Raw genomic sequence first — 12,294 nt, 5'->3', positions numbered from 1 at the left:
ACGCGCGCATGACGGCCGCGCGGGGCGGCAACCATGGCCTCGGCCTGGCGCAAGCGCTTGCGGTTGCGGCACTCGAGCACGATGAAGACGATGCCGTACAAGATGAGCATCGCGGCCACGACGACCTTGTTGTAGAAGTGCTCGTTTACCCAATCATCGAGCGCGAAGCCGAAGATCGCGGCGGGAATGCAACCGATCACGACCATCCCCCACAGCCGCCACGTGCTCTTCTTCTCGGGCGCGCTCTTGCGCGGCGAGAAGGGGTTGAGCTTGTGGAAGTACAGGATGAGCACGGCGAGGATGGCGCCGATCTGGATCACCACGAGGAACAGGGCGAGGAACTCTTCCGATACCTGCAGCTTGACGAACTCGTCGACGAGGATCATGTGGCCGGTCGACGAGATGGGAAGCCATTCGGTGATGCCCTCGACGATGCCGATGAGGAAGGCCTTGAGCGCTTCGATAATCATACGTTTGAATACCTTTTACTTTTTGCCGGAATTGTCTTGCAGCGATGAGATGGCGAGCAGGGCGACCGAGACGCACAGGCCGAGGATGACGAACGTCTTATCGTCCTGGCCGAGGATGACCGACCCGAACGCGACAACGGCGATGACGAGCGCCGCGAGCTTGCACACGTACGAGATGCGGTTATTGAAGGACTCGTGCAGGTCCTTGCGTTTATCCTCGTCTATTTCCACTCGCTTTTTGTCCATGCGCTGCATTGTACACGACGACCCCGCAAGCCGCGAAAAATACACCATGATGTCATCCTGGGATGGAGTCTTTCTCTGCGCTCTTCGCGGACCGCTTCTTGACTCCCAGCAAAGCCATGAGCTCGTTTCGGGAATTGACGGCGAGCTTCGCATAGATGTGGCGGATGTGCGTCTTCACCGTGTTGTTGCTGATACTCAGCTCGCCGGCGATCTGCGAGAGGTGCTTTCCCCGGGCGATGAGGAGCAGGATCTCGCTCTCGCGCGCCGTGAGGCCGTGATCGTCGGCAAGCTCCTTGCACTTGATGCCCAGGCGGTTCTTCTCCATGTAGAGTTCCAGATCGTCGGCTATGGGATGCTTGAGCACTACGCCCCATTGCGAGGTGACGTGCTTTTCCGAGAAGAACACGCACATGACGGCGACGAGCGAGCCCGCCATGACCACCAGCGCAAGCGACTGGGCGAAATCGGGGAGCGCGGTCGAGTTCACGATGTTCTCGCCGACGAGCCGTCCCGTTTGGGACGACGCCATGCGGATGGCCCGCTCGATCGCGAAGATCCAGAGCGCGCAGACCCCGTAGCGGTAGCACAGGTTACTCATGATGGCCATGATGAGCAGCAGCAGTATGGTGTAGCTCGCCAACGCGCAGAAATCCGCGATCGTCGACCACTCGGCCACGACCCCGTCCAAGGGCGCAAGCGACACGATCATGAGGGGCATGGCCATCTTCCAGAGCAACGAGAAATCGAGCTTCTCGCCGAATCGGCTCACGAGCAGATACACCACGAGCGCGCCCGCGAACGCGCCCATGCCGGAGTTCATCGACAGGGTGTTCGAGAAAACGCCGCCGCGCATGCCGTACACGAACGAGTAGATGCCGATAACCAGCACCGGTTTCCACGGGAAGAGAAAGTCGTGCTGGTATGCGGGCGGGTACGCATCGAAGGGCAGCCTCGTGTACGATCGCCAGAGGCACAGAAGCGAGACCACGGGCACGACGCACGTCCCCACCCACAGCCACGGCAGCAAAAGCCCTTTGAACATCCAGAGGATGATGCAGCTGACGATGATGCCTGCAGCATAGTAGCCGACAACGCGCACAGGATTGATGCAGCCGAAGAACTCCGACCAGAGCATGAGGATGAGCGCAACGCCGACCGAGCCGGATATGACGGCCGGCAGCCTGAGGGCGGACGCCAGCTCGGGATAGTAGATGGATGCGAAATTGATACACACCGCGCTTATCATCGCCACGAACGTCACAACGATCGCCCACGGATGCGTGTACAAAGGCGCAATTCTTTTGGCGAAAACCGCTAAAAGGACAAGAATGAAGGCCGAGAGGTAGTCGAACAGCGCGTAGGCATCGAAAAACGACACCAATGTACCGAAAGAAAGCGCGGGAAAATCGACTTGCGAGTTGGCATACAGGGTTTCGGTCCATACGCGAAAGATGCCCATTCCCATAAAACAGAACGGAACCGGGAAGAAGCTCTTCCACAGTTTTTCGGCTTGAATGCTGAACGATACGGTCTCCCGAGCCATCTGCACCACCCTCATATCCGGTCGCATAACCCAACTTTTCTGCAAAAGGGTGACAAAATCCCCGAGAAATCACCCAGAAGAAGCAGCGTGTTGCGATTTCAAAAAAGCACGGGGTGACTAACCTTTTACCTGTTGCGTAAAGGGATACGCAGCGCCCCGGGCACGATCAAACGTTATAGCACGAAACAGGGATTTTGCACGGGGGACGCTTAGAGGAACGGAGGCTACTATGAGGGATCTTTCGAGGCGCAGTTTTTTAAAGGGAGCACTGGCAAGCGGTGCGGCCGTTGCCGCCGGAGCCGGCTTGGCCGCCTGCTCGCCCGCGAGTCCTTCGGCATCTGCCGAGGATACGCAGAAGTCCGACGGCGCGGCAACCGCAACGGAAGGCGGACGGTGGAGCTGGTCTAAAAAGCCCGAGCCCATCACCGATTTCGTCGAGACCTACGACGCCGACGTCTGCATCGTCGGATTGGGCGCTGCCGGAGCGCCGTCGGCCATGTACGCAGCCACCCACGGGCTGAACACCGTCGTTCTGCAGAAGGGAAACGCCGCGATCTCGAACGGCTGGTGCGCCAACGCCATCAACAACAAGGTGTGGCTCGAATCGGGCGGAGAGCCGTTCGACACCGGCAAGCTGTACGCCGATTTCGCCGAGATCTCGAACGGCCGCGACAACGGGAAGCTGGTCATGAACTTTTTGAACCGCGGCGGCGAAGTGATGAACTGGATCCTCGACAACACCACGGAGCTGACCCCCGTCGTCGTCGAAAAGGGCCAGACCCTCGGATGGTACGTCGACAACGATTTCTCGACCCGTTACGCCCAGTACGCAGAGCTCCTCAAACTCATGGGAGACAAGGCCGAAGCCGCAGGCGCCACCATGCTGTGGGACACGCCCGCCGTGCAGCTTATCACCGACGAGAGCGGTGCGGTGACCGGCGTCATCGGGCAGAACAAGAAGGGCGAGTACGTACGCGTCAACACCTCCAAGGGCGTCTTGATGGCATGCGGCGACATCTCCGACGACGAGGAGATGCTCGAATGCTACGCTCCCCTCTTGCTCGGCGTGCACAACATGCATGGAGCCCCCAACAACACCGGCGACGCCGTGAGGATGGGCTCGTGGATCAACGCGCAGATCACGCCTGCGCCCCACGCGCTCATGATGCACTTCGACCCCACGTGGCTGCCCGAGGGCAACGCGCCCTTCTCCGGCATCCCGTGGCTGCGCGTGAACAAGAAGGGCGAGCGCTTCGGCAACGAGGACGCACCCTACCAGGGCGTTGTGCAGGCGGTGGCGGCGCAGCCCGAGAAGCTCGCCTTCCAAATCACCGATTCGCACTGGATGGACCACATCGATGACATGCCCAACCCCAACAGCCACAGCCGCGAGACAGCCGACCCCGCAAACGATTGGGCGAAGGCCGTGAAGGGCGGGGCCATCATCGAATCCGACACGCTTGAAGGCCTGGCGGATGCCTACGACATCGACAAGGAGACCTTCCTTGCGACCGTCGAGCGCTACAACGAGCTGTGCGAGAAGGGCGTCGACGAGGACTTCGGCGTCAAGGGCGAGTTCATGGGCTACAACGCCATCAAGGAGCCCCCATTCTACGCCATCAAGCGCGCTCCCGGCGTGCTCGCGACCGTCGGCGGCCTGCAGGTCGAAGAGCACAGCCGCGTGCTCAACAACAACGGCGACGTCATCAAGGGTCTGTGGGCGGCAGGAGACTGCGGCGGATCGTTCTACGGCCACGAGTACCCCATGGTGCTTCCCGGCGGCTCGATCGGGCGAGGCTTCATCCTGGGCGTTCTTTCCATCAAGGACATGATGGATGACTTCGATAGCGTGACCGCATAGAGGTTAATGCAAGCGGCGGCCCGGCGAACCTGGGAGGCCGCTCCTTCGAACGGCGGCCCGGCGGGATCCCTCTCGCCAGGCCGCGCGCGGTGACGGGTGCAGTGCGTCGTGCGGAAGCCCCCTTCGCCGGGTCGCGTACTGAGGGTTGCGTGGCTGCGGGATCGCGGGCGCGCGGGCTCCGCTTACGAATCCTTGCCGCTGGCTTGGCCCGAGAAGAGCGTTATCCCCACGCACACCAGGCCGATGCCCAGCAGAGTGAATCCCGTGTGCATGTCGAGCGACCCCAATATCGACAGCACGAGCACGGCCACCCCCATCGCCAAGGCGACCGCCTTGAAAGCGAGCGCGATGATGCGCTCCGCCTCCTTTCGGATGCCGCCCGCCTGCGATTTCGACTTGACCCGCATGAGCTGGTCGACCGAGACGTCGAACACCTCCGCGAGCTTTGGCAGCAGGTTGATGTCCGGACACGACACGTCCCGCTCCCATTTCGAGACGGCCTTGTCAGTCACGCCCATTTTCTCCGCCAGCTCAAGCTGGGTCATTCCGTGTTCTTTCCTCAGCGACGCGATCATCGCTCCAAGCGTTTGGGTGCTCATGGGCTCATTCCTCGGTTTCGGGTCGGGTTCGCCGCTTATGCAGCAATCGCATCGTATCACTTCTTGCAAGTTCGCCCGGGCGACTGCCAGTTGAGTTGGGTAGACCTCTGGTTTACCTTGGGGTGAACTGCGTAAACGGCTGGGTTCAGGATGCCGAGCGACCGAAGGTACGCATTGTTTCCCCGGGCTGCTTCAGCGTTTGGGCGAGCGCCCTTATTGCGGAATGATGGCGGGTAGCAACGAAGCATGGCTTTGAAAAGGAAATGGCGTGACGCTTGCGCACGCGACGAAACCGACCGGAAACGTTCGTGTACTATAGTGTTGCTATTTTTCGGCACGCGATCTGCGGGCATCCGACCCGTCAGCGTGCACCCAGTTGTATAAAGATTAGGAGCACCCGTGACACTTGCAGCAACCTCGCCTGATCAGAAAGTCGTCGTCGTCGATTTCGGAGCCCAGTACGGCCAGCTCATCGCCCGCCGCGTGCGCGATCTGCATGTATACTCCGAAATCGTGCCCTGCAACATATCCGCCGAAGAGATGCGCACCGAGAACCCCTCGGCCATCATCTTGTCGGGAGGCCCTGCAAGCGTGTATGCGGATGACGCCCCCACGCTGGACCCTGAGATACTGAAGCTCGGCATACCCGTGCTCGGGTTCTGCTACGGGCAACAGGCGATGGCCGTCGCGCTCGGCGGCACCGTCGGCCATACCGATGCGGGCGAATCCGGTCCCGCCTCGATCATGCGGGCTGGCGCCTCTGAGCTGCTTGCAGGCACGCCCGACGAGCAGACCGTCTGGATGAGCCACCGCGACGCCGTGACCGCAGTACCCGCCGGCTTCACGGTAACCTCATCGACTCCCACCTGCCCCGTCGCCTCAATGGAAAACGCAGGAGCGAAGCTGTTCGCAACGCAGTTCCACCCCGAGGTGCGCCACACCGAATACGGCAGCGCCATGCTCGAGAACTTCTTGTTCGAAATCTGCGGCCTTGAGCCTACATGGACCATGGGAAGCATCATTGAGGAATCGGTTGCCGCCATTCGCGAGCAGGTAGGCGACAAGCGCGTGATCCTCGGCCTTTCGGGCGGCGTCGATTCGAGCGTGGTGGCGGCGCTGTGCGCCCGCGCGATCGGACGACAGCTCACCTGCGTGTTCGTAAACCACGGCCTGTTGCGCAAAAACGAGCCCGAAGAGGTTGAAGAGGTGTTCACCCGCCAGTTCGATGTGGACTTCGTGCACGTGCACGCCGAGGATCGCTACGCAGCTTTGCTCGCAGACGTGGTTGAACCCGAAGAGAAGCGCCGCATCATCGGCTCGCAGTTCTGGAAGGAGTTCTTCACCGTCGCGCAGGACCTTGACGGCGTGCAGTTCTTGGCGCAGGGAACCATCTACCCCGACATCATCGAGAGCGGCGCCCGCAAGACGGGCGGCAAGGCGTCCACCATCAAGAGCCACCACAACCTGATCCCGTTTCCCGAAGGCGTGCACTTCGACCTGATCGAGCCCTTGGACCACTTCTTCAAGGACGAGGTGCGGGCGCTGGGGACGGCGCTGGGACTACCCGACCACATCGTGCACCGCCAGCCCTTCCCCGGCCCGGGGCTCGCCATCCGCATCATCGGCACCGTGACGCTCGAGAAGCTCTCGATCTTGAAAGACGCCGATGCGATCGTGCGCGAGGAGCTCGACGCCTACAACGCCGCGGTGTTCGAAGAGACCGGCGAGCGCAATAGCGAGCGCAGCGTGTGGCAGTACTTCGCCGTGCTCCCCGACGTCAAGAGCGTCGGCGTCATGGGCGACGAGCGGACGTACGCCTACCCCATCATCCTGCGCGCCGTCGAGTCGAGCGACGCCATGACCGCCGACTGGGCGAAGCTCCCCTACGAGGTTCTCGGAAAGATTTCGAGCAGGATCGTGGCCGAAGTGCCGGGCGTGAACCGGGTGGCGTACGACATCACGAGCAAGCCGCCGGCGACGATTGAGTGGGAATAAATCAACCGACAAAACGCTACAAAGTACTACAACTCAATTAGCAACGTTTCAGCAGTTCAAATGTTTTTTGCTAAGTATGAAGCACCATTACGAAACACTAGAAAACGCTCCTTCCGAGATTATTCGTACCGGAATTCGCGCCAGCCCGGCGACGCAACCCAAAGCGCTAGGCGCCCGGAAAGGAGCCCGAACAATGATAGACGAGACCAAGATCGAGCAGCTCCACCAAGACGAGAAGATAGCTTACTTTCGCACGGATGTCCGCCCGAACTAGCCGAATAGCTACGGCCTCGACGAGAAGAAGGGTATCTGCAATGGCATGGCCCGCACCTCCGAGGCGCTGCTTGACGCGATACGCGAGGACTTCGGGGGACTGTTGCCGGAGGCCAAGATGCTCGGCCGATCCGGCGCAGAGAGGCCCGAGTGGTGTCTAGGCCCCCCGCTTTCCGAAGGCTCTCGCCTCGGCTGCCCGCCGCAAAGAGCAGGCAGCCGTCCCTGCATGAGACTTGCGCATTAGACGCACGTGACCACGAATCCCGTGAACGTGAGCAGAACCTTCGCCCTGCTTACGAGCTTTCCGCCTTCGATAGTCCGAGCATCTTGGCCTCCACGACCCGCAGTTTGATGACGAGAGAACACGTTGCCGTCAACCTTATCGTCCTCGAAGCCGACCTTGTTACCGAGTGCGGAGAGCCTACCCGGCAGACGGATTCCCTCTTGAGCGAGGTCAAGGGTGAGCATCTCGTCACCCATGGGCGTGTGCGCTTGCACGGTCCAGATACCCGAGGTGTCAGCGGGGTCGCCGCATGCTGCAGATTGCAAAGCAGCGTCGTCATCGTCGTCCTCGTAATCGGGATGGACCTATCCGGGGTCCATCATCACCCGTGTGAACCCGTAGACGCCCACGCAGGTGGCACCGCCTTCAACAGAAAGCTCAATGCCGGTCGCAAAAAAGGCATGCGCTCGCGAGCTCGGCGATCTGCACCTCATAGCCGCCTTCCGCACTGCCATCCTCGCCTACCCGCAGCGGCGCTTTTGCTCGCTCCCCTCTCCGCTCTGCTCCTGCAGCCCTTGCGCTATTTCCTGCGCGCCATCGACTTCACTATCCATGAGAACCGCCCCCTCCTCGACGGGACGCCGTATAAAAAGGCGGACCCTCAACCTGCAAAGAGGTTAAGGACCTGCCACAGAGTACTTTGATTTCCGAAAGGCTAGAGCTCAGCGCTCGCCATGAGGCGGGGGTCGTACTCGAAAATAGGGCCGTCGATGCGGCCGACGTCGTACACGACCGTTTCGGGCAAATTGAGCTCTTCGACGAACAGGCTGCTTTGTTTGAACGGGGTGTACCAGACGAAGTAGTCGGCGCCCGACCGCCGAACGACGTCGAGAAACGCCCTGTCGGCAAAGAAGAGGTGCGGACGCCCCCGCACGACATCGCCCGCCATCCGCGATACGCACTTCTCCTCCAAATCAACGGCTTCAAAGTAAGCCGAGGATTCGTCAAACACGAAAAACACGAGCTTCAGACCGGGGTGGTTCTCCCGATAGCTGCGCACATGACCGGCATGTTTTTCCACTATCCTTGAAAAGGCGGAGAGGTAGTTCGGGTAGCTGTGATCGTCCTCGGTTTCGAGATCGGTAACAGCGTTGATTGTAAGAGAGGCAGCTGTCAAGGCGAAAACACCCCTGAATTCCCGTCCGCACTCTTTGATGATCTGGCTTTCACGGGCGCGCAAGGGGTTCACGTAACCCTTCCTGTCGCCAGACCGTTCGTGATCGTCCACACGCATCGCCTCGAGCATAAGCCCGTGCCCTTCACACACAAAGTCGGGTGGAAGGTCGCCCTCGCCCGAACAATCCTCCCAACCCTTTTCGCTTACGATGTCCTGGACGACACGCTCGACGAGAGCGTCCTGTGGCACAAGGCAACAGCGCTCGCGCTCGAACATCGTGCGGAAATGGGCGAGCAGGTTAGCCTCGCAGTCAAACGAGTTCCTCAGCCGCTTTCCCCCGTCACTCGCCATGCGAGCCTCTAGCCTTCCAAGTCCTCGTCGCGCTCGAACAGATCCTCGACATCCGCGCCAAGGCCATCGGCAATGCGAATCAGCGTCTCGAACGTCGGATTGCCAGTGCCGGACTCGATTTGGTTGAGAGTGACGCGGTCGAGCTCAAGCTGCATGGCGAGCTGACGCTGCGACAAGCCCTTCCGATCTCGCAGTTGGGAGATTCTCAGACCAAGCTTGCGCTTGGGAAGTATGTACGGATCACGCTCAGGCATTATATAAGCGTATGCGATACAATAGTGCTGGATGGTAGGGTTTGGCCATCAAATTGCTAACGTTCGTCAACAGGGAGATGGCATGGAACGAAGATCGGCAACGAGGAGCATAAAACAGCGGATGCATCCTACCCCTGTGCGAGAAATCCAGCCCACCAGCCAGAGAACCAGACAACGTAGCTATCTGCCCCCGTTGCGAAGGGATATGGGACACAGTGGCCGTAACTAACGGGCAGTGCAATGAGGCTTTGCATGTGCAAAGGGAGCGGAGCCATGGCCGGCTTCGACCGCTGTACGCCGCGCGAGGCCGTGACGGAGCTGAAGGCAAAACCGCCTCGCAGGAAACCAACGCGGGATGGGACGGGCATCCGAACTTGAAGCAGCCGATCCATCAACCCAGCGCCATTGTGTTCATGATGGGAGTGGGCGGGCCGGCTTGCCTGGACGAGATGCTTGCACGCTACGGTTCAATCCTCGAGGACTTCAAAGCTATAGGCGTATGGGAAAATGGGAGCCAAGCGCCATCGAACGAGAGGATTTCGGCCAGCTAAGGTTTTCGGCTGGCGCGAAGACCATGCGAGCTGCCCACACCCCGAAATGAAAGCCAAGGAGGCGGCAGGCGTCCCACACACGTTCTGCTTTCAGCAGCCTTGCAACAGTCAAAGACGTCCGTCTGAGCAGGATCCCACGCATCCCAGCAGCACCAGAATATTGAGATATCAGTTCGGCGAGAATGATGCTGACGTATTCCACGATGAGAATCGTTTGAGGTTGGTCTCGATGTGCGGCAGTCCCAACTGATAGATTGTCAGCCATTGTAGAAATAATCAATTGTTTTAGTTTACCACCGTTCTTTCTTTGCAACTGTTTGCTGGTTTTGAAACTACTGATGTGTCAAACGGAACCGATAAAAGCTCCTTCGGCTCCAATTTTTTCAAACCACCACCGTATTCACGACCAGATTTAATCAGGGTTAATGGCGGTATGTCGTTTAACGATATACATAACTCATCGAGCTCAGAATCGGTAAGTGTGATTTTTGGATATAGACAAAGGTATGCCGTCGTTACCACAGCTTTAGATTTGTTCCGTACGAAGCGAAATGGTTGTTTGTCCGAACGGCTCATGTAAGTGCAAACAACAGGAGCTGGTTGGCGCTGCTCAATTGCGTACCACCTCTTGCGATGTTTGGCCGTATAGCTATTCCTAACCTTCTCGGGACAGGTTCTCAAATAGGATTTAACCGCCTCGGAAAGAGAAGCCTCGTCCATATCCATCGGTATGTTCAAAAGCGCGCGCCCATAATCCGTCGGCCACCCGGACTCATCGGCCTCGATGACGGCATCGTGCATGAAACGTGGAGCTGGCAGTACGGGAGTTAGCCATTCGTCACCGATACCAAGCTCATGCCAATGCGCACGCTCCTTTGCGTAAAAGGACTCGGCGCCAGTCGATAAACCTCGCTTAACAGAAAAAAAATCGCCTATGAGGCTCTCGGCGCAATCGTCACCTCTGTTAAAAAAATGCTGCCATTTCTCGATCCCCTTTAGTTCGTTTACTAGGATTTCCTCTGACATATTGGGCTCGCTAAAGTCGCCGGCAGTGATTTGCGTTTTATCGTACGCCTCCGTCTTCTTTTTGCGCAATACGAGTACACATGACGAAACGAGTGCATTATCAAATTGCAGGTCTTTATTGTCGAAGAAATGGATTCGCTCGATGGTGACATCCCTTGTTATGTAATCCCGAACGACCCTGCCGTAATTCACTGAGAATAGTTCCGCAGGGATAAGCCAGGACGCAATTCCGCCAGGATTGAGAAGAGATGTGCCAGCGAGTATAAAGTAAGCGTGCAGCCCTGCAAGTTGCGAGAGGTGATACCCAGAAAGCTGTTCTACCACAGCGGTATATTTCGTTTTCTCGTCGGAAGACAAGTGATGATGCCGTGAATATGGCGGATTTGTAATCAACAAGTCGAAACTTCCGAGTGTTGGAGCTATATCGAAAAAATCATCGTTAACAAAGCGTGTAGAGCTGTTTCCCCAGAGCTTATTGGCAACGCTGCTGACAACCGGATCCTTTTCAATTCCGACGATCTCTATTGAGGCGTTGCATTCGCGTATGGCCGAAACAAACGCCCCGGTGCCGCATGAAGGCTCCAAGAACGTACGCGCTCCATCGTGTCTGCCGAGAGCATCTGAGGCAATTTGCTTAGCGAGGTCATATGGCGTAGCGAATTGCCCCTTGATATTCCTCTCAAGCTGCGAATGAGTATTGTCGTATTCCGCCTGTAGGCGCCGCCGCTCAAGTTCGGCGTCTCTCATACGTTAACCTCCTGGAAGTCTTCGACGCGATGCTCCCAAATCCAGTCCATATGATTGGCAGCCTCGTAGCCAAGATATGTTGCGTCAAAGTAACCGCAGAGAAACAGATAAAGCGTAATGTCTCCATACGTTGCTCGCAACTGAGTAACTTTGGTATCCTCTTCCTTGCGCCTCTTGTTCGTATTGGCATAGTCGCCAGCAGATTTGCATTCCACGAGTAGCGGTCTACGAATATTGGCATCCATCGGCATAATAACAACATCCACCGGCGTGTTTACGTAACCGTCACCGTCGTCGAGCGCGTTCTTGAACATCTTTACGTTCTTATGGTATGCATACGTGCCATGAGGCATTTCGAAAGCACTAACCATAGGATCGTTTATCAGTCGATAACCCCTTGAATTAAGATAGCTTGAAATAACAGCTAGTTGCCTTTTCTCCTGCGCATTCCGAATTATAGGATCCGACGTACATCCGCAAAGACGATCGGCAACAACGGACTTCGCCACAAAAAGATCCATACCACAAGGATCACATTCAGAGCAAAGCCAGTTGATGAGCTGTCTATCGAGAAGGCGCTCGATTACTCCAAGGAGCGCTGGAATATGCTGACCGATCAGCAGCTGCTTGTTTACTCTCGGAAGACGCCCTCCCTCCATGGTCTTAACCAGCGCTTTAGGAACATCAGCAAGTCCAGTCAATCTGTCGCGTGCAATGGGCGGCGCGCAGAGCATGCGCAACGTTGCTAGGACCTCGGGATTGCTCACAAGAAGATCGACGGTTATGTTCTTCAGATTCTCGCTGTGCATAAAGACGTCTTCGACAGAGGCAAAACACGTTTCTCGTGCTGATTGATACGCTTGCGGCGCAAAATCCATGAACCAATTGTTGTATTGCAGAACAGATTTTTGCGTGTCCTCATTCCATCTGTTCGGCTTATCTGCATTGATCAAAATAACTCCCATCATATTTATCTGA

General features: G+C 57.8%; 11 protein-coding genes. 2 read left to right on the top strand and 9 right to left on the bottom strand.

Annotated features, from left to right (window positions below; translation table 11 throughout):
* The 3 genes from C1722_RS00800 to C1722_RS00790 form a co-directional block, all read right to left on the bottom strand.
* On the bottom strand, positions 1-470 hold a 470-nt coding region (locus C1722_RS00800; RefSeq protein WP_146040670.1), incomplete at its 3' end, for an undecaprenyl-diphosphate phosphatase.
* Positions 471-485: 15 nt separating this feature from the next.
* A complete protein-coding gene (locus C1722_RS00795) occupies positions 486-716 on the bottom strand; it encodes a hypothetical protein (RefSeq protein ID WP_146040569.1) in 231 nt (76 codons plus the stop codon).
* 52 nt (positions 717-768) lie between these two features.
* Positions 769-2,259 carry a helix-turn-helix transcriptional regulator gene (locus C1722_RS00790; protein ID WP_180994962.1) on the bottom strand — a complete coding sequence of 497 codons (1,491 nt, stop codon included), beginning with the start codon at positions 2,257-2,259 and terminating at the stop codon, positions 769-771.
* 229 nt (positions 2,260-2,488) lie between these two features.
* Here C1722_RS00790 and C1722_RS00785 point away from each other — a divergent pair, with 229 nt between their 5' ends.
* Positions 2,489-4,120 (top strand): FAD-dependent oxidoreductase, encoded by a 1,632-nt coding sequence (locus C1722_RS00785; protein WP_102377576.1) that lies wholly within the window; start codon positions 2,489-2,491, stop codon positions 4,118-4,120.
* A gap of 182 nt (positions 4,121-4,302) precedes the next feature.
* Here C1722_RS00785 and C1722_RS00780 read toward each other — a convergent pair whose 3' ends face one another.
* Positions 4,303-4,719: a helix-turn-helix domain-containing protein gene (locus C1722_RS00780; RefSeq protein WP_102377575.1), complete on the bottom strand. Its 417-nt coding sequence runs from the start codon at positions 4,717-4,719 to the stop codon at positions 4,303-4,305.
* Between the two features lie 399 nt (positions 4,720-5,118).
* Between C1722_RS00780 and guaA the strand changes: the two genes are divergently transcribed.
* A complete protein-coding gene (guaA, locus tag C1722_RS00775; protein ID WP_102377574.1) occupies positions 5,119-6,714 on the top strand; it encodes a glutamine-hydrolyzing GMP synthase in 1,596 nt (531 codons plus the stop codon).
* A 513-nt stretch (positions 6,715-7,227) separates the two neighbouring features.
* Here guaA and C1722_RS00770 read toward each other — a convergent pair.
* From C1722_RS00770 to C1722_RS00745, 5 genes are all read right to left on the bottom strand, one after another.
* Complete coding sequence (locus tag C1722_RS00770; protein WP_102377573.1) at positions 7,228-7,467, bottom strand: hypothetical protein; 240 nt, start codon at positions 7,465-7,467, stop codon at positions 7,228-7,230.
* Positions 7,468-7,925: 458 nt separating this feature from the next.
* Positions 7,926-8,738, bottom strand: coding sequence for a hypothetical protein (locus tag C1722_RS00765; RefSeq protein ID WP_102377572.1), 813 nt, complete (start codon positions 8,736-8,738; stop codon positions 7,926-7,928).
* A gap of 8 nt (positions 8,739-8,746) precedes the next feature.
* Complete coding sequence (locus C1722_RS00760; protein WP_102377571.1) at positions 8,747-8,992, bottom strand: helix-turn-helix transcriptional regulator; 246 nt, start codon at positions 8,990-8,992, stop codon at positions 8,747-8,749.
* Positions 8,993-9,828: 836 nt separating this feature from the next.
* Positions 9,829-11,316 carry an Eco57I restriction-modification methylase domain-containing protein gene (locus C1722_RS00750; RefSeq protein WP_102377569.1) on the bottom strand — a complete coding sequence of 496 codons (1,488 nt, stop codon included), beginning with the start codon at positions 11,314-11,316 and terminating at the stop codon, positions 9,829-9,831.
* Positions 11,313-12,269: a XamI family restriction endonuclease gene (locus C1722_RS00745; RefSeq protein ID WP_219724259.1), complete on the bottom strand. Its 957-nt coding sequence runs from the start codon at positions 12,267-12,269 to the stop codon at positions 11,313-11,315. Before C1722_RS00745 ends, C1722_RS00750 begins: the two co-directional genes overlap by 4 nt.
* Positions 12,270-12,294 lie beyond the last annotated feature (25 nt).

Source organism: Raoultibacter timonensis, assembly GCF_900240215.1.
GTDB classification, from domain to species: Bacteria; Actinomycetota; Coriobacteriia; order Coriobacteriales; family Eggerthellaceae; genus Raoultibacter; species Raoultibacter timonensis.
Note: the sequence above shows the minus strand (reverse complement) of the source record. Positions and strands in the feature narration are given on the sequence as shown.